Source organism: Stenotrophomonas sp. LM091 (assembly GCF_001806305.1).
Lineage (GTDB): Bacteria > Pseudomonadota > Gammaproteobacteria > Xanthomonadales > Xanthomonadaceae > Stenotrophomonas > Stenotrophomonas bentonitica_A.
Genome location: NZ_CP017483.1, coordinates 1,164,566 through 1,180,290, shown reverse-complemented (window position 1 = coordinate 1,180,290; position 15,725 = coordinate 1,164,566). Strand labels below are relative to the sequence as shown.

Genomic DNA, 15,725 nt, shown 5'->3' with positions numbered 1-15,725 from the left:
TAGATGCGCTTTCGATTTCTATCGATGATCGTTGCGGCAGCCCTCGTGGCTGCCGCACCGGCCAATGCGCAGCGCCAGAGTCTGGCCGACCGCGTCGGCGCGCTTGAGCAGCAGGCGAACAACAACCAGTCCAACATGGACATGCTCAACCAGCTGAACCAGCTGCGTACCCAGTTGCAGGCCCTGCAGTCGCAGGTCGAGCAGCTGCAGCACGACAATGAGCAGCTCAAGCAGACCGGCAAGGACCAGTACCTGGACCTGGACAGCCGCCTGAACCGCCTGGAAGGTGGAGCCCCCGTGCTTCCCGCCGCCCCGGCCGCAGCCGCGGCTGCCCCCGCTGCACCCCCGAAACCGGCAACGGCCGCTTCCGAGCGGCCGCCCTCCGTGCACGGCGATGCCGGCAGCCTGGCTGCCAGTGGCGACGAGCGCACGGCCTACAATGTCGCCTTCGATTCGCTCAAGGCCGGCAAGTACGACGACTCGGCGCAGCTGTTCATGAGCTTCCTCGAGCTGTACCCCAACGGTGTCTATACCCCCAACGCGCTGTACTGGTTGGGCGAAAGCTATTACGCCACCCGCAATTTCCCGCTGGCTGAGGCGCAGTTCCGCGACCTCATCTCGCGCTACCCGACCCATGACAAGGCGTCCGGTGGCCTGCTCAAGATCGGCCTGTCGCAGTATGGCGAAGGCAAGGTCGACCAGGCCCAGGCGACCCTGGAGCAGGTCGTGTCCACGTACCCCGGCTCCGACGCCGCGCGCACCGCGCAGGACCGTCTGCAGTCGATCCGGCTGGGTCAGCAGATCCGCTGAACCCGCCCCGGACCGCTGAGGCGGCCGGGCCCGGTATAATGATTGATCGCCAACCGGGCGTTGCCCGGTCTTCCGTGCCGGGCCATGCCCGGCTGTTGTCGTTTCCGAAGCCGTCCCCCAAGAATCACCGCCATGACCACGACCTTGTCCGCTGCCGCCGCACTCCCCAGTGAGATCGTGCAGTCACCGCTGCCGCGACTGAAGATCACCGAGATCTTCCTGTCCCTGCAGGGCGAAGCCGATACCGCCGGCTGGCCGACCGTGTTCGTGCGCCTGACCGGCTGCCCGCTGCGCTGCACGTACTGCGATACCGCCTACGCCTTCCATGGCGGCACCTGGTGGGACATCGACGCGATCGTGGAAGAGGTGCTGGCCCAGGGCGTGCACCACGTCTGCGTGACCGGTGGCGAGCCGCTGGCGCAGAAGCGCTGCCTGGTGCTGCTGGAGAAGCTCTGCGATGCCGGCCTGGACGTCTCGCTGGAAACCTCCGGTGCGCTGGATGTCAGCGCCGTCGATCCGCGCGTCTCGCGGGTGGTCGATCTGAAGACCCCCGGCTCCGGCGAAATGGCCCGCAACCGCCTGGAGAACCTGCCGCTGCTGACCAAGCGCGACCAGATCAAGTTCGTCCTGTGCAGCCGCGAAGATTACGAATGGGCCCGTGGCATGGTCCGTGAACATCGCCTCAACGAGCGCAGCATGGTGTTGTTCTCGCCGAGCAAGAGCGAGGTCAGCCCGCGCGAGCTGGCCGACTGGATCGTCGCCGACCGCCTGCCGGTGCGCTTCCAGATGCAGCTGCACAAGCTTCTGTGGAATGACGAGCCGGGCCGGTAAGCCGCCTCGGCATTCCCTGATGTACCCGGCGCGGGACAGCGTGCTGGTTCCCTGCAAACCACCGGAAACACCCCCATGAAGAAAGCAGTCGTCCTCCTGTCCGGCGGCATGGACTCCGCCGCCGTCGTCGCCATCGCCCGCGAGCAGGGTTTCGCCGTCCACGCCCTGAGCGTGCGCTACGGCCAGCGCCACACCTCCGAACTCGACGCCGCCGCGGCGGTCGCCAGCGCGCTGGGCGCGGTGGCCCACAAAACCGTCAACGTCGACCTGCGCAGCATCGGCGGCTCGGCCCTGACCGACGATATCGACGTGCCCGAAGCGGGCGGTGAGGGCATCCCGGTCACCTACGTGCCGGCCCGCAACACCATCATGCTGTCCGTCGCGCTGGGCTGGGCCGAGGTGCTGGGCGCCAACGACATCTTCTGTGGCGTCAACGCCGTGGATTACTCCGGCTACCCCGATTGCCGCCCGGAGTTCATCCAGGCCTTCCAGGCGCTGGCCAACCTGGCGACCAAGGCGGGCGTGGAAGGGGCGGGCATCCAGGTCCACGCGCCGCTGCAGTTCCTGAGCAAGGCCGACATCGTGCGTGAAGGCGTTCGCCTCGGCGTGGACTTCGGCCTGACCGTGTCCTGCTACAACGCCGACGACCAGGGCCGCGCCTGCGGGCACTGCGACGCCTGCCGCCTGCGCGCGCAGGGTTTCACGGATGCCGGCGTACCGGATCCCACCCACTACGTGTGATGCCGGACGGGTACGCATGAGCGCGAAGATGCGTTAGAATGCGCACCCCCGGCGTCATGTCGGGGATGCAATGGGCCGTTAGCTCAGTTGGTAGAGCAGAAGACTTTTAATCTTTTGGTCGATGGTTCGAATCCATCACGGCCCACCATTGCATCAACAACTTAGGCGCCCGTCGGGCGCCTTTTTTGTGTCTCCGGGAAAATTGCCGGGAAAATTCAGCGCTTGCGCGGTGGTTTCACGAGCGGCACCTCGTGGTCGTACAGCTGCCGCATCGCTTCGGATTTGTGCCCGCCGGACGCCTTGTTCTCGCTGTCGGTGATGCCGCGATGCTTCAGGCCGTGCAGGGCGAACCGCTCCGACTCGGTGATCACGCCGACACGCATCGCTTCGGTGATGAAGCGTTGCCAGGCGCTGTCCAGCGCGGACTTGCTGATCGGGTTGCCCGATCGCTCGACCAGCAGGCGCTGCCGAAAAATTCGCGCACCCTGCAGTAGAGACTGTTGAGCACCTCGGTCGGTGTGCGTGCGGCGTTGCGGATACAGGCGCTCCTGACCGGCCCTCGGGACCTGTGGTGGCCATTGCCGCCAGCGGCCTGATGCAGATCATTCAGGCGGGAGCCGTCTGGACGGTCTTGCGGAGCAACTCGGCTGTGGATTGGGCGTGGGCAAGGCGGGGTAACACCCCGATTGCGCAGTTGAATTAATGTGCATACAATAAATGACGTGGAAATCACTTACGACGCCGCCAAGAACGCCCGCAATGTTGAAGAGCGCGGTCTGTCCTTCGAGCTGGTGCATGCGTTCGATTTCCAGACCGCCTTGTTCGTCGTCGATGACCGAAAGGAATACGGCGAGGTGCGCTACCGGGGGCTGGGGTTGATAGGTGAGCGGGTACACGCGCTGGTCTTCACCGAAACCCCCAAGGGCATCCGGGTCATCAGCTTCCGCAAGGCCAACAGAAGAGAGGTCAAAAGCTATGAACAAGCACAAGCACAGCGAGGTGCCTGACAAGGACAATCCGGAATGGACCGAAGGCGATGTGGCCCGCTCGGTTGCGTTCACCGGGTTGCCGGCTGGGCTGCAGGGCAAGCTGCGTGGCCGGCCCAAGGCGGCGGAAACGAAGGAACGCATCACCATCCGTCTGTCACCGGATGTGCTGGATGCCTTCCGCGAAACCGGTGCTGGCTGGCAGACCAGGATTGACGCGGTGCTGAAAGATTGGGTGGTGGCGCGTCAGGGCAAGCTGCCGTCGACGGTCGCCAAGCGTTCGACAGTGGCCAAGCGTGCGGTTGCGAAGCGGCCTATGGCGGCCAAGAGGTAATGCCCGGCGCGAAGCCGGGCGCACCTGAGTTGCCGGCATAGGATGTGGCGGATGACGGAACGTGCAGGAGATCGATCTGTACTTGACTGCGTGCCGTGAGGAAGCCGGCGCGGACGTGGCCAATGCCCAGCTGCCCGCGCTCTTCCGTTCCAACGCTGCGGCTACTCGTGGCAGCGACGAGGTTCTCGGGTGCCGCCAGCACCAGCTGCAGGGCGTCGAACAGGGTGAGCATCTGTGCGTGATTCTTGATGACCCGCTCCATGCGCAGGTCATTGCAACTGCGCAGTAAGCCCTCATGGAAGTGCAGGCGCTGCTTGAACGCTTCCAGCACCCGACCCTCTGCGCGCACGGCCTTGATCAGGAAGTGACTCAGGTTCTCGACCTGCATCGCGTTGAGGTTGTCCGCTGCGATCCGGCTTTCGGAGGTGACCTGCGGTTTGCGGAAGTGCAGTTTGACGATACGAGTCCACCGTTTCGCTGCTGCCACATCAACGCTCAGTTCGACCACGGCACAGCCCAGCATTGCATCCATAATGAAGGCAACATGGAGGTCGCCTTCATCATGCCTCCGGTTCGCCCCGGATCGCATCAGGCCCCGTCCCTTCTGCATGGAACGCGTCGTGAACAACCAGCTCCCACATCCCCGGTCTACCTTCCGTCCCCGCGCGCTGCTGCGTGGCACTGCACTGGTCCTTGCCCTGATTGCCCTGGATGCGGGCGCCGCGCAGGATCTGACGATCACCTACTACGACGTGCAGGGCGACACCCTGCAGGAACTGCGCGCCTCACTGAACGCGCACGGGCCCGTCGGCAAGGACGGCGTGCGCCATCACGGCCACATGGACTGGTACGTGGGGTGGAACTTCGACTATGCCCCACGAGGTCCAGGTTGCAGACTCGGCAAGGTGCGCATGCAGGTGAGGGCCACCATGGTGCTGCCGCGCTGGACCGGCGCGGACACGGCGCCCGCCTCGTTGCAACAGGAATGGGCGCGCTACAGCCAGGCGCTGCGGGTACATGAAGACGGCCATGCAGCGCATGCCGATCAGGCTGCCGAGGAGATCCAGCGGCGGTTCGCCGCCGTCGGCGGCGGGATGCGCTGCCCGCAGCTCGGTGAGGAACTCAACCGCATCGGGAAAGCGGTTCTCGATGAGTACGCCGCGCGCGACAAACAGTACGACGAGACCACCGAGCATGGTGCCACGCAGGGCGCGCGTCTCTAGCGCGCAGGAGGCACTGCAGTGAGCGGCTCAGTGCCGCGTGATGTCCTCGGCAACGGTCTCCAGCAGTCGTTGCGCGCGTGCGCGTGCCCCTTCGCCAGCGCGGGGCGTGATCGGTAGATCGGGCGCGATGCCGGCCACTTCATCGGTGCCGTCTGCGCGCAACCGGACACAGTCCGGAATACGCATGCGCAGGTGTGAGTGGGGCAGCTCGCGCGATGGGGCGCCGCTCATGAAACCGCAGCCGTAGCCACCACTACCGGTGCCGACGATGCGCGCGATGCGGTTGTCCTGCATGCGCGCGGCAAACATCTCCGCCGAGGACACGGTCTTGCCATTGGTGATGACGTAGACCGGCCCGTCCCACGCACCCCAGTGGGCGCGCAGGTCCTGTGCCCAGTCGAGACGGTGGGCGATCAGGAAATCGTCCAGCGTATCCACCGCCTGGCTTGGCAGCGGGCCACCGGAGGTGCCTGCCGCGACCAGGCGGCGGCACTGGCCGCCGTTCCATGGCTGCTGGGTCCGCCACACCCAGGACAGGTCGCAGGCCGGAAGACTCAGTGCACGCCGCGAAGCATCGAAGCTGGCGCGCTCCGCCGTCAGCAGGCGGCGGGCGGTGGCGGCCGGATGATGGCGGCGCAGGGCATCGTCGAGTCGCTCGTACTGTTCGTCGAGATAGGGCTTGCCTGCGGCGGACTGACTGACCAGCAGCGTGGCCGACGTGACCGGCCGCGGGCTGAACAACCGCGCAAGCGTGTCGCCACTGTCATCCCCGCCCGGGTTGTCGCCGACATCGACCAGCACGGCATCGACGCCATCGTGCTGGAACCGGCGCAGGCTGCCGGCGATCATGGCCACCCAGCCGTTCACCAGCGCGCTGCGCATGTCGCCGATGGAATCGGCATGGCGCAGCTGTGGCCACAGCGCGTGGCATAGACCGGGATAGCGCAGCGCATCGAACTCGTGCAGCCGAAGCACGCCCACCTTGCGTCCCTCGGGCAACGCGAGGATGCCGGCGCGCAGCGCAGGGTCTGCCTGGCCGTCCAAGGGGGTGTAGCCGGGCAGTGTTTCCAGCGGAAGGCTGAAATCCTGCCGGCCTTCATCGGCGACCCCGAGCGCGGCGCAACCGGCACTCGGGCCCAGCGTGCGCGGATCGACAGCCCGTGGTGGCTGGGACGTGCCGCCTGCATCCAGCCGGTCGAGCAGCGCAAGGTGGCCATCATGGAAGCCGGCCAGAAAACTGCGCAGCGCCTGGGTGGCCTGGGCGTCATTGCGTGCCTCGGCGAGGTCGCGCTGTGCCCGGGCATCAAGGGTCGGCAGATCGACGCCGCTCTCGGGCGAGGCCATCCAGGCCAGGTGCGCGTAGTCGCTCTGCAATGCTGCTTTGAGCACCGCGTAATCTGCCCGCCAGGCATCCCGATCCACTGCCGCGGCCGCGCTCACGCCACTGGCCGAGAGCGTGCCCACCGCCGCCAACAGGCCCGCCATCCATCGCATGATTGCCATCACATCCTCCCTGAGTCGGGCCGGCACATCCGGCTTCCGCGTGACTGTCCACCCTCGATCTTAGTCAAGGGAACGCCTCGCAGGTAGTGGCAGCGGTGCCGTGCGCACACCTGCACGTCGAGGCGGAGAAGCGCCATGAGCATCGCAGGGAAGGACGCCACGGGCCCATCCTTGCGCCGGGCGGACCGTGTCGGCTGGAGGATGCGCCGCATACACCCGCTACGCACGCGATCGCGCACAATAGGCCGTCTTTGAGCTGATTGCTGTTGGAGGTGCCATGAAACGTGTCGTCCTGCTGAGCCTGGGGGCGCTTGCGCTCGCGGCGTGCTCCAAACCTGAATCCGCCGATCAGGCGGGCCCGTCGGCCACCGCCGAGGCCCCCACCGCGGCCAAGCCCGCCGACCCTGCCGCTGCCGCGACCCAGTCCCCGTCGTTCGATTGCGCCAAGGCACAGTCCGAGGCCGAGAAACTGGTGTGCGTCGATCCGCGGCTGGCCGCGCTGGACCGTCAGCTGGCCGCGCTCTACAAGCGCGTGCAGACCAGCCCGGACGAGCTGGACATCGCGGCCGAGCAGCGTGGCTGGATCAAAGGGCGCGATGCCTGTTCGCGCGCGGTGGATCCAAAGCGCTGCCTGGTGGAGTCCTATCAGACCCGTCTGGTCGAGCTGACCATCAACGGCGGCGGCATCCAGGTGCCGGCGAAGGTCGAGTACCGCTGCGACGACAACAGCAAGCCGGTGACGGCGGTGTTCTACAACGACATCGACCCGACCGCGGCCGTGGTCAGCTGGGGCAGCGATCAGGCGATCGTCTTCCCGATGCCCGTGAGCAAGGACGAGAACAATGGCGGCCGCTGGGGCCGGGAGGGCGTCGACCTGCGTATCCACGACGACCAGACCACCCTGGACTTCTACGGCACCACGCTGCAGTGCCAGATCGCCCGGTGATGCCGGCCACCGCCGCGTCGCTCAGCGCACGCGGCGGTAGCGCACCTCGTTCTGCCGGTCGCCGACCTCGGTGGTGACGAACCCGTCGCGGCTCTGGCTGATATCGAACACGCTGCTGCCGACGTTGAGCTGGCCGCCGTTGATCCAGCCATTCAACGTCTGGCCGCGGGTCTGCGCGCTCATCCGGCCATCGCTGTCGATGCGCATGCGGATGTCGGCATTGAAGGTCGGGTTGTAGCCCTCGAATTCTCCGATCATCCAGCCGGGTACGTAGGACGTATGCCGGGCGCCCTGGTAGGTGTCGTCGTCGTAGCGCGCGTCGTCCTTGTTGGCGTTGTGCGCCAGCGCGCCGAGGATGGCCGCGCCGATCAGCACGCCGGCGGCGACCTTGGCGTCATGGTTGTCATCATCGTGGCGATCATCACGGTCGCTGCCGCCGTGGACCCGGAACGAGGCCCGGCAGCCATCATCCACCCAGACCTCGCGGCGGTCGTAGTCCCAGGTGCGGCCTTGCCGGCAGTCCGCACCGGACAGCTTGCGGTCCAGGGTGACGTAGCCGGCGCGGGGCAGGGTGCAGGATTGATAGCGGTTGTCGCGGCTCTCGCAGGTGACGAAATCATCCGCACGCGCGTTCTCGAACGGAAGCAGCAACAGCAGGGGCGTGGCCAGCAGCGTACGAAAAAGCATGACGTCGATTCCGGCAGGGAAAGGAAGCGCGTTTCACTGACGCCGACGATGGGCACGCGGGCATGAAATCCGGATGAAGATCACCCGCCATTCAACCCGATCAGCGGCCTCAGGCGCAGGCGGCCAGCGGTTGCTGGAAACAGGCCCGAATCGCGTCGAGCAGTTCGCTCATGCTGTACGGCTTGGGCAGGAAATGCATGCCAGGGCCGAGCTGCGGCACCACGACGGAAGGCTCCAGGCCCGAGGTGACCAGCACCGGCAGCCCGGGCCGTTCCTGCTTGACCCGATGGGCGGCCTCGATGCCGCTGACCGCACCCAGGCAGACATCGGTGAACACCAGATCGAAGCGCTCGCCGGCCTGGAGCAGCCCCAGCGCGGCTTCCGCCGAACTGACCGCAACAACTTCGCAGGCCTGGCTTTCCAGTGCCATGCGGCTCAGTTCGCGGGTGTCTTCGGTGTCTTCGATCAACAGCACGCGGGGTTCGGGATGGTGCTTGGACAACAACATGGAGCGTGGTTCCTGCTTACCCCCGGACAGGGGCGCGCAAGTATCGCGGGCCGCCGGTGAGGAGGCCGTGGACGGCGCCGAAATGCCGGGTGAACCCCCCGCGTGGCCTGCCTTCGGGTAGTTCATGCCGGTGTGAGGGACCGGGGCCTGCGACGGTGCCAGGCCCAGACCAGCGCCACCGCCAGTCCTGCCGCTGACAGGCGCAGCACGGTAGCCGGCCAACCGACGGCCGTGGCCTCGGTGATCACGAACACGTTCCAGGCCAGGTTGAGCGAGACATGCAGGGCCAGCCCGCTCCACAGGGTGTAATCGTCCAGGGTATTGAGCCAGGCGAACACCAGCCCACCGATGCCGGTGATGGCGAACACCTGCAGGGCCATGCCGCCGCCACCGCCGAACGACCACCAGTGGATGGCGCCGAAGATCACGGCCTGGACCAGCGCGGCAGCCAGCCACGGCCAACGCTGCTGGCGGTGCGCGAAGATGAAACCGAAACCGCGGAAGATGATCTCTTCGGCGAATGGAAACAGCACGCCGAGCATCAGCAGGGCGAGCACATCCTGGGTCGGTTTGAATCCCCCCAGCCACCACAGACCCAGCCAGCACGGCAGCGTCGCCAGCAGCGCCAGGGCCGGCCCCTGCCAGCCATTCCAGCGCAACCCGAGCAGCGCGTGCAGGCGCTGCCCCGGCCGCACCAGCAGCGCGGCCACGAGCAGTACCAGCAGCACGCCCAGGCCGTTGTCGAGGATGGCGCCGCCATAGGGGATCGGCAGCTTCGGGATCGGGGTGCCCAGCCACGCGGCGAGGTCGCGCAGATTGATCGACACGGCCAGGGTCAGCACGACCACGCAGGTGGCCAGCCAGGTGGGCAGGCGGAAGGACGGCATGGGACGCTCCATATCCAGGGATGCGTGGAGTGTTGGCGAGGACAGGCCGGGCAGCATGGGGCATTGGTCGGGGGGCCATCGGTCATGGCCGCGTTGCACCACGGTCAGGTGGGACCGGCTAGAGTGCGGCTTTGCCCCTTGGATAACTGCCCATGCAATGCCCCGTATGCAAGACCCAAGCGCTGCAGATGTCCGAGCGCCAGGGCATCGAGATCGATTACTGCCCGCAGTGCCGTGGCGTGTGGCTGGACCGTGGCGAGCTGGACAAGATCATCGAGCGCTCGGCCGGTGCCGCAGCACCGGCCCCGGTACGCGCGGCTGCTCCGCCGCCGCCGACCGCCGTGCAGCACCGTGACACCCGCCATCTGGGCCAGCAGCAGTACGGCGACCAGCACGGCTACCGCAAGAAGAAAAAAGAAAGCTTCCTGTCGGACCTGTTCGACTTCTGACAGGCGCCTGTGCCGTGCTCAGGCGCGGCGCAGGATGAATTCCCGGTCGACACTGTCGCCGACCGGAAAATCGTATTCGCCGACCTTGCTGCAGCCATAGCGCGCATAGAAGCGCTGCGCACCCGGATTTTCCGACCATACGCCGACCCACAGCGTGCGCCGCTGCGGTTGATCGAGCCACGCCAGGAACGCGTCCATCAGGCGCGCGCCGTGACCACCGCCCTGGTGGCTGGCGAGCAGGTAGAGACGTTTGAGTTCGATATCGCCCTCGGCGGCATCGGCATGCGGCAGGCTGTTCGGCCCTGCGGCGAGATAGCCCACCACACGTGCGCCGTCTTCCAGCAGCCACGCCGCATTGCGTGGGTCGGCGAGCTCGCGGCGTTGTGGCTCGACCGCGTAGTGGCTGTCCAGAAAATCGCGCAGATCCTGCGGCGGGTACGAATCGCCAAAGGTCTCGGTGTAGGTGGCGATGGCGATCGCCGACAGCGCGCCGGCATCGGCAACGGTGGCACGGCGGAGGATCAACGTCATGGCGCAGGGCAGGCAGGTGGGGCCGGCAGCTTACGGCATCGGCGCAGGCGGCAGGGGTTCCGGGCACCTTGGTACCCGGAACCTGTCACGGCCGCTGGATCAGAACCAGACGCGCACGCCCGCCACCCAGCGGGTATCGCGCGCGCGCTCACCGGCCGCCTCGTGGTAATCAGCGGTATCGCCGAACAGCCGCTCGTGGCTGATGCCGATGTAAGGCGCGAAGCGGCGGCTGAACTCGTAGCGCAGGCGCAGCCCGGCCTCGACCGTGTTGAGTCCCGAACCGTTGCCGTACGCCGGCTCGTCCTTGGCCGAGAACGTGGCCTCCACCAGCGGCTGCAGGATCAGGCGGTTGGTGAGCAGCAGCTCGTACTCCACTTCCACCGTCGCAGCAAACTGTCCGCCTTCGCCGATGTAGGCCGTGGCCGAGGTCTCGAACTTGTACGGCGCCAAGCCCTGGATGCCGAACGCCGCCCACGTGCGCGAATCCGCCGGGCGGAAATCCTGCTTCACGCCGACCAGCACGTCCCACCACGGCGAGACGCTGCGGCCGTACATCACCTCGAGATTGGCCGACTCGGTGCGGCCGTCACCGCGCTCGCCTTCGCTGCGCAGCCATAGCCGGTTGATGTTGCCACCGACCCAGCCGCTGGCCTCCCAGGCCTGCCCGGTACCGTGCTGGCCGTCCCAGTGTTCCAGGCGATTGACCAGCAGCATGCTGTGGATCTCCGGTGCATGTTCCATCGCACCGTGGTCGATCGGAGGGAACGCGGCGAGGCGGTCGGCGGGTGTCACCACCGGAATCGGTTCGCGCGGCTCGATGGGCGCGCGTGGCTTCGGCATGCCGTGGTCCATCGTCGAATGGTCCATCTGGCTGTGATCGGCGCTGCCGCCATCTGCCGGTGGCGCATCGGTCGTGATCGGTGCCGTGGCATGGCCGGCATGCGACTGCGCCCATGTCGGGGCGGACAAGGCCAGCAGCAGGCCGGCGCTCAGTGCGGATAGCACGGTGAGAGGCGAGCGGCTCATTCTTCGATCCTCACTTCGCGCATCATGCCCGCTTCCATGTGGTACAGCAGATGGCAGTGGTAGGCCCAGCGGCCGAGCGCGTCGGCGCGCACGCGATAGGTGCGGCGGGTGCCGGGAGGCATGTCGATGGTGTGCTTGCGCAGGTGGAACTGCCCATCGGCGTTTTCCAGGTCGCTCCACACGCCATGCAGATGGATCGGGTGCTGCATCATCGTGTCGTTGACCAGCACGATGCGCATGCGTTCACCGTAGTTCAGGCGCAGCGGTTCGGCGCTGGCGAACGGAATGCCGTCGAAGGACCAGCTGAATTTCTCCATGTGGCCGGTCAGGTGCAGCTCGACCTCGCGGCCGGGATCGCGGCCATCGGGATCGTCGAACAGGCTGCGCATCGCACCGTAGGTCAGCACGTGACGACCGTTGTCGCGCAGGCCGATGCCGGGATCATCGAGCTTGGGGTCGGTGGCCATGCTCTGCATGTCCACCAGCGGATTGCCTTTTTCGCTGGCCGGGTGGCGCGGCGCCTTGGAATCAGCGCCGTGCGCGCCGTGGCCCATGCTCGCGCCGCAGCCACCTTCCATGCCCTTCATGTCGTGCCCCGCCATACCGTTTCCGGCATGGCCCATGTCATGGCCCATGTCGCTCATGGTCAGCAATGGGCGCGGGTCGCGCTCGGGAACCGGCGCCTGCAGGCCGTGGCGGACCGCCAGCGTGCCGGCGGCATGGCCGGTGCGGCCCATGTCCTGGCAGAAGATCGTGTAGGCATCCTGTCCACTGGGTTCGACGATCACATCGAAGGTCTCGGCCGGTGCGATACGGAACTCATCGATGCTGACCGGGTGGATGTACTGGCCATCGGCGGCGACCACGGTCATTTTCAGGCCGGGGATGCGCACATCGAAGTAGGTCATCGAGCCACCGTTGATGAAGCGCAGCAGCACCTTCTCGCCACTGCGGAACAGCCCGGTCCAGTTGCCCGCCGGGGCGGTGCCGTTGAGCAGGTAGGTATAGGTGTGGGCGTTGATGTCGGAGATGTCGGTCGGCGTCATCCGCATCCGGCCCCACATGCCGCGGTCGGCGGTGGCTGCGGCCCAGCCATCCCGGCGCACATCACGGAGGAAGTCGGGCAGGGTGCGCTTGTAGTAGTTGTCGTGCTCGGCGAGCTTCTTCATGCGCCGGAACAGCGCCCCAGGGTCCATGTCGGTCCAGTCCGAGAGCACGATCACGTGCTCACGGTCGAAGCGGTACGGCGCCGGCTCGAGCGGGTCGATGATCAGCGCGCCGTACAGGCCGGCCTGTTCCTGGAACATCGAATGGCTGTGGTACCAGTACGTGCCCGACTGCTTGAGGGTGAACCGGTACTGGTAGGCCTCGCCGGGGGCGATGCCGTTGAAGCTCAGGCCGGGCACGCCGTCCATGTTGGCCGGCAGCAGCAGGCCGTGCCAGTGGATGGAGGTGGGGTGCCCCTGCAGCGTGTTGGCTACCCGGATGTTGACCGTCTGGCCTTCGCGCCAGCGCAGGATCGGCGCCGGCAGGCTGCCGTTGACGGTGATCGCCGGGCGGGTGCGCCCGGTGAAGTTGGCCAGCGATTCGCCGATGCTCAGCTGCACGTCATGGCTGCTGAGCACCTGCGGGGCACCGGCCAGGCCGGGGCCGGCGGCCGCGAAGGCGCGTGGGCTCAGGCCGGTGGCGGCCAGACCGGCGACCACGCCGCCGGCAGCCACGCCCTGCACGAACAGGCGGCGTGACGGCATGGGCGGGGTGCCCGTGCCGGGTGTTTTAAGGAAAGACATTGCAACTCCGGATCCGATTCGAATGGCACGCGGGGTGCCGGCAACGCCCGCAGGCGGGGCCATGTGGGCAGGGCATCAGGCAGGCGCTCGCAGAGCGCTGCGGATCAGGCGATCGGAGGGCGGGTGATGCGGTCCAGCGGCGGTGTCGGTTGCGACGGATGCGCGGCCGGCAGCGGGGCCAGCGACAGCGGCGGGGGCGTGGCCAGCCAGGCGACCTGGGCGGTCAGGCTGGGTTGCTGCGCGCAGCTGCGCAGGCAGTCCTTGATCTTGCAGTGGTCGCCATCGTGAGGCGCCTGCACTCCGCTGGCGGCACCGGGCATGGCGTGATGGTCATGCGGGAGGGCGGCCGCCGGTGCATCACCATGGCAGGGCGGTGCGGCACGGCTTGCGGTGGCCGGCTCGGCCAGGGCGAGCGCCATCGGGCCGGCCATGGCCACGTTCAGCCCGTTGAGCAACAGGCTGAGCATCAGGACGACTCGCAGGAGCAGGCCACTGGCGGACATGGGGCTCACCTTACTGCCAAATCCGCACCGTCGCACCTATGGCTGAACACGCGGTTCAACTCTGGAGCAAGGTCTGTCTGGCCGCCCCGGCGCATCAGCCTTCCTCGCGCACGATCTCGACCAGGCGGTCGCCGTAACGGGCCAGCTTGGTGCCACCGATGCCCCCGACCCGCCCCAGCGCATCGACGCTGGTGGGGCGCTGTTCGGCAATGTTGCGCAGGGTGCTGTCGTGGAAGATCACGAAGGCCGGCACGTTCTGCTCGCGCGCGAGTTCGGCGCGCAGGCCCCGCAGCGCATTGAACAGCGCCAGGTCCTGCGGCAGCACCGACAGGCCGGTGCGCTGGCCGCTGCGATCGCGCTCGCGGGCCGCCTTGGGCGTCTCGCGGCGCATCATGACCTTGCGCTGGCCCTTGAGCACCTCGCGGCTGCCATCGGTCAGGCGCAGCCCGCCGTAGGCGCTGCTGTCCACCTCGAGCAGGCTGGAGGCGACCAGCTGGCGGAACACGCTGCGCCAGGTACGCGCGTCCAGATCCTTGCCGATGCCATAGGTGCTCAGTTCGGTATGCCCGAACTGGCGGACCTTCTCGTTCTCGCCCCCGCGCAGGATGTCGATCAGATGGCCCACGCCGAAGCGCTGGCCACTGCGGTAGACGCAGCTCAATGCCTTCTGGGCGGCGACGCTGGCATCCCAGGCATCGGGCGGCAGCAGGCAGTTGTCGCAGTTGCCGCAGGGCTGGGGGTAGGTCTCGCCGAACCCGGCCAGCAGGACCTGGCGGCGGCACTGCATGGATTCGCAGTAGCCGAGCAGGTGGTCCAGTTTGGAGCGTTCCAGCGCTTTGCGTTCTTCGCCCGCCTCGGACTGCTCGATCATCTGTTTGAGCAGCACCACGTCGCCCAGGCCGTAGCAGAGCCAGGCCTCGGCGGGCTCGCCATCGCGACCGGCGCGGCCGGTTTCCTGGTAATAGCCTTCCATCGATTTGGGCAGGTCGGTATGCGCGACGAAACGCACGTCCGGTTTGTCGATGCCCATGCCGAAGGCGATGGTGGCGCACATGACGATGCCATCCTCGCGCAGGAAGCGACGCTGGTTGGCGGCGCGGACCTCGGGCGGCAGGCCGGCGTGGTAGGGCAGGGCGTTCAGGCCCTCCTTGCAGAGGAACTCGGCGGTTTCCTCGACCTTGCGCCGCGACATGCAGTAGACGATGCCGGCGGCCCCGCGGTGGACCTTGAGGAAGTCCAGCAGCTGCCTTTTGGCGTTGTCCTTCTGGACGACCGTGTAGCGGATGTTGGGCCGGTCGAAGGAGCTGACGAAGTGCTGGGCGTTGGTGAGGTCCAGGCGTTCGGCGATCTCGCGCTGGGTGGGCGGATCGGCGGTGGCGGTCAGCGCGATGCGCGGCACGTCGGGCCAGCGTTCGTGCAGGACGGTGAGCTGGCGGTATTCGGGGCGGAAGTCGTGGCCCCACTGGGAGACGCAGTGGGCTTCGTCGATGGCGAACAGGGCGATCCGGCTGCGCGAGAGCAGCGACAGGAAGCGACCGGTGAGCAGGCGCTCAGGCGCGACGTAAAGCATGTCCAGTTCGCCGGCGAGCAGTTCGCGTTCGACGCGCGCACTGGTTTCGCCATCGAGGGTGGAGTTGAGGTATTCGGCGCGGACGCCGAGCTGGCGCAGGGCTTCGACCTGGTCCTGCATGAGCGCGATCAGCGGCGAAATGACGATGCCGGTGCCGTCGCGGAGCAGGGAGGGGACCTGGTAGCACAGCGACTTGCCGCCGCCGGTGGGCATGAGGACAAGCGCGTCATTGCCGGCGGCGACATGCTCGACGATCGCCTGCTGCGGACCGCGGAATTCGTCGTAACCAAAAATGCGGCTGAGCAGGTCGTGCGCGGGGCGGGAAGACATCGCCGTAGTTTACAGGGCTGGGCGCCCCGAGGCGGGTCATCCCATTCCGGATGTGAACGTAAGCGGGACA

Annotated in this window: 17 protein-coding genes, 1 tRNA gene and 2 pseudogenes; 9 read left to right on the top strand and 11 right to left on the bottom strand. The window is 67.2% G+C overall.

Features of this window, described 5'->3' with window-relative positions:
• Positions 1 to 3: 3 nt before the first annotated feature.
• The 4 genes from ybgF to BIZ42_RS05200 all read left to right on the top strand — a co-directional run bounded on the left by ybgF (position 4) and on the right by BIZ42_RS05200 (position 2,530).
• Complete coding sequence (gene ybgF / locus BIZ42_RS05215) at positions 4 to 810, top strand: tol-pal system protein YbgF (protein ID WP_070425771.1); 807 nt, start codon at positions 4 to 6, stop codon at positions 808 to 810.
• 132 nt (positions 811 to 942) lie between these two features.
• Positions 943 to 1,641 carry a 7-carboxy-7-deazaguanine synthase QueE gene (gene queE / locus BIZ42_RS05210; protein ID WP_046272627.1) on the top strand — a complete coding sequence of 233 codons (699 nt, stop codon included), beginning with the start codon at positions 943 to 945 and terminating at the stop codon, positions 1,639 to 1,641.
• A gap of 75 nt (positions 1,642 to 1,716) precedes the next feature.
• Entirely contained in the window at positions 1,717 to 2,382 is a 666-nt protein-coding gene (gene queC, locus BIZ42_RS05205) for a 7-cyano-7-deazaguanine synthase QueC (protein WP_019185214.1), read from the top strand.
• A 72-nt stretch (positions 2,383 to 2,454) separates the two neighbouring features.
• Positions 2,455 to 2,530: transfer RNA gene (locus tag BIZ42_RS05200), tRNA-Lys, on the top strand.
• Between the two features lie 67 nt (positions 2,531 to 2,597).
• Here BIZ42_RS05200 and BIZ42_RS19240 read toward each other — a convergent pair.
• Positions 2,598 to 2,843 (bottom strand): annotated as a pseudogene (locus tag BIZ42_RS19240) (integrase); the annotation flags it as partial.
• A 261-nt stretch (positions 2,844 to 3,104) separates the two neighbouring features.
• Here BIZ42_RS19240 and BIZ42_RS05195 point away from each other — a divergent pair.
• Together BIZ42_RS05195 and BIZ42_RS05190 are read left to right on the top strand one after the other, a co-directional pair.
• Positions 3,105 to 3,389, top strand: a complete 285-nt coding sequence (locus BIZ42_RS05195) for a BrnT family toxin (RefSeq protein WP_070425770.1) — start codon at positions 3,105 to 3,107, stop codon at positions 3,387 to 3,389.
• A complete protein-coding gene (locus BIZ42_RS05190; RefSeq protein WP_070425769.1) occupies positions 3,358 to 3,702 on the top strand; it encodes a BrnA antitoxin family protein in 345 nt (114 codons plus the stop codon). The genes BIZ42_RS05195 and BIZ42_RS05190 overlap by 32 nt, the downstream gene beginning before the upstream one ends.
• A gap of 175 nt (positions 3,703 to 3,877) precedes the next feature.
• Here the strand turns inward: BIZ42_RS05190 and BIZ42_RS19865 are convergent.
• Positions 3,878 to 4,168 (bottom strand): annotated as a pseudogene (locus tag BIZ42_RS19865) (bifunctional DNA primase/helicase); the annotation flags it as partial.
• A gap of 154 nt (positions 4,169 to 4,322) precedes the next feature.
• Here BIZ42_RS19865 and BIZ42_RS05180 point away from each other — a divergent pair.
• Positions 4,323 to 4,925: a DUF922 domain-containing protein gene (locus BIZ42_RS05180; RefSeq protein ID WP_172838035.1), complete on the top strand. Its 603-nt coding sequence runs from the start codon at positions 4,323 to 4,325 to the stop codon at positions 4,923 to 4,925.
• A 27-nt stretch (positions 4,926 to 4,952) separates the two neighbouring features.
• Here the strand turns inward: BIZ42_RS05180 and BIZ42_RS05175 are convergent, their stop codons facing one another.
• Positions 4,953 to 6,428, bottom strand: coding sequence for a S41 family peptidase (locus BIZ42_RS05175; protein WP_083279791.1), 1,476 nt, complete (start codon positions 6,426 to 6,428; stop codon positions 4,953 to 4,955).
• A 277-nt stretch (positions 6,429 to 6,705) separates the two neighbouring features.
• On the opposite strand from BIZ42_RS05175, the gene BIZ42_RS05170 reads away from it, so the two are divergent.
• Positions 6,706 to 7,374, top strand: a complete 669-nt coding sequence (locus BIZ42_RS05170) for a lysozyme inhibitor LprI family protein (RefSeq protein ID WP_070425765.1) — start codon at positions 6,706 to 6,708, stop codon at positions 7,372 to 7,374.
• Between the two features lie 21 nt (positions 7,375 to 7,395).
• On the opposite strand, the gene BIZ42_RS05165 is transcribed toward BIZ42_RS05170, so the two are convergent.
• The 3 genes from BIZ42_RS05165 to BIZ42_RS05155 form a co-directional block, all read right to left on the bottom strand.
• Positions 7,396 to 8,061, bottom strand: coding sequence for a DUF3011 domain-containing protein (locus BIZ42_RS05165; protein WP_019185160.1), 666 nt, complete (start codon positions 8,059 to 8,061; stop codon positions 7,396 to 7,398).
• Positions 8,062 to 8,170: 109 nt separating this feature from the next.
• Positions 8,171 to 8,569 (bottom strand): response regulator, encoded by a 399-nt coding sequence (locus BIZ42_RS05160; RefSeq protein WP_019185159.1) that lies wholly within the window; start codon positions 8,567 to 8,569, stop codon positions 8,171 to 8,173.
• A gap of 122 nt (positions 8,570 to 8,691) precedes the next feature.
• On the bottom strand, positions 8,692 to 9,456 hold the full coding sequence (locus BIZ42_RS05155) for a CPBP family intramembrane glutamic endopeptidase (RefSeq protein ID WP_083279790.1): 765 nt from the start codon (positions 9,454 to 9,456) through the stop codon (positions 8,692 to 8,694).
• A 152-nt stretch (positions 9,457 to 9,608) separates the two neighbouring features.
• On the opposite strand from BIZ42_RS05155, the gene BIZ42_RS05150 reads away from it, so the two are divergent.
• The gene (locus tag BIZ42_RS05150) at positions 9,609 to 9,905 is read left to right on the top strand and encodes a zf-TFIIB domain-containing protein (protein WP_070425763.1); all 297 of its coding nucleotides are present in this window, start codon (positions 9,609 to 9,611) and stop codon (positions 9,903 to 9,905) included.
• Between the two features lie 18 nt (positions 9,906 to 9,923).
• Here the strand turns inward: BIZ42_RS05150 and BIZ42_RS05145 are convergent, their stop codons facing one another.
• From BIZ42_RS05145 to recQ, 5 genes are all read right to left on the bottom strand, one after another.
• Complete coding sequence (locus BIZ42_RS05145; RefSeq protein ID WP_070425762.1) at positions 9,924 to 10,436, bottom strand: GNAT family N-acetyltransferase; 513 nt, start codon at positions 10,434 to 10,436, stop codon at positions 9,924 to 9,926.
• A 99-nt stretch (positions 10,437 to 10,535) separates the two neighbouring features.
• Entirely contained in the window at positions 10,536 to 11,462 is a 927-nt protein-coding gene (locus tag BIZ42_RS05140; protein WP_070425761.1) for a copper resistance protein B, read from the bottom strand.
• Positions 11,459 to 13,252: a copper resistance system multicopper oxidase gene (locus BIZ42_RS05135; protein ID WP_070425760.1), complete on the bottom strand. Its 1,794-nt coding sequence runs from the start codon at positions 13,250 to 13,252 to the stop codon at positions 11,459 to 11,461. The genes BIZ42_RS05140 and BIZ42_RS05135 overlap by 4 nt, the downstream gene beginning before the upstream one ends.
• A gap of 104 nt (positions 13,253 to 13,356) precedes the next feature.
• The gene (locus BIZ42_RS05130) at positions 13,357 to 13,755 is read right to left on the bottom strand and encodes a CopL family metal-binding regulatory protein (RefSeq protein ID WP_046272672.1); all 399 of its coding nucleotides are present in this window, start codon (positions 13,753 to 13,755) and stop codon (positions 13,357 to 13,359) included.
• A 94-nt stretch (positions 13,756 to 13,849) separates the two neighbouring features.
• Positions 13,850 to 15,655: a DNA helicase RecQ gene (recQ, locus tag BIZ42_RS05125; RefSeq protein WP_070425759.1), complete on the bottom strand. Its 1,806-nt coding sequence runs from the start codon at positions 15,653 to 15,655 to the stop codon at positions 13,850 to 13,852.
• Between the last annotated feature and the right edge of the window lie 70 nt (positions 15,656 to 15,725).

Bases quoted from the DNA above. Each gene is read 5' to 3' on its own strand.
- ybgF (WP_070425771.1), top strand. From the start codon at position 4: ATGCGCTTTCGATTTCTATCGATGATCGTTGCGGCAGCCCTCGTGGCT.
- queE (WP_046272627.1), top strand. From the start codon at position 943: ATGACCACGACCTTGTCCGCTGCCGCCGCACTCCCCAGTGAGATCGTG.
- queC (WP_019185214.1), top strand. From the start codon at position 1,717: ATGAAGAAAGCAGTCGTCCTCCTGTCCGGCGGCATGGACTCCGCCGCC.
- BIZ42_RS05190 (WP_070425769.1), top strand. From the start codon at position 3,358: ATGAACAAGCACAAGCACAGCGAGGTGCCTGACAAGGACAATCCGGAA.
- BIZ42_RS05175 (WP_083279791.1), bottom strand. From the start codon at position 6,428: ATGGCAATCATGCGATGGATGGCGGGCCTGTTGGCGGCGGTGGGCACG.
- BIZ42_RS05170 (WP_070425765.1), top strand. From the start codon at position 6,706: ATGAAACGTGTCGTCCTGCTGAGCCTGGGGGCGCTTGCGCTCGCGGCG.
- BIZ42_RS05165 (WP_019185160.1), bottom strand. From the start codon at position 8,061: ATGCTTTTTCGTACGCTGCTGGCCACGCCCCTGCTGTTGCTGCTTCCG.
- BIZ42_RS05160 (WP_019185159.1), bottom strand. From the start codon at position 8,569: ATGTTGTTGTCCAAGCACCATCCCGAACCCCGCGTGCTGTTGATCGAA.
- BIZ42_RS05155 (WP_083279790.1), bottom strand. From the start codon at position 9,456: ATGCCGTCCTTCCGCCTGCCCACCTGGCTGGCCACCTGCGTGGTCGTG.
- BIZ42_RS05150 (WP_070425763.1), top strand. From the start codon at position 9,609: ATGCAATGCCCCGTATGCAAGACCCAAGCGCTGCAGATGTCCGAGCGC.
- BIZ42_RS05145 (WP_070425762.1), bottom strand. From the start codon at position 10,436: ATGACGTTGATCCTCCGCCGTGCCACCGTTGCCGATGCCGGCGCGCTG.
- BIZ42_RS05140 (WP_070425761.1), bottom strand. From the start codon at position 11,462: ATGAGCCGCTCGCCTCTCACCGTGCTATCCGCACTGAGCGCCGGCCTG.
- BIZ42_RS05135 (WP_070425760.1), bottom strand. From the start codon at position 13,252: ATGTCTTTCCTTAAAACACCCGGCACGGGCACCCCGCCCATGCCGTCA.
- BIZ42_RS05130 (WP_046272672.1), bottom strand. From the start codon at position 13,755: ATGTCCGCCAGTGGCCTGCTCCTGCGAGTCGTCCTGATGCTCAGCCTG.
- recQ (WP_070425759.1), bottom strand. From the start codon at position 15,655: ATGTCTTCCCGCCCCGCGCACGACCTGCTCAGCCGCATTTTTGGTTAC.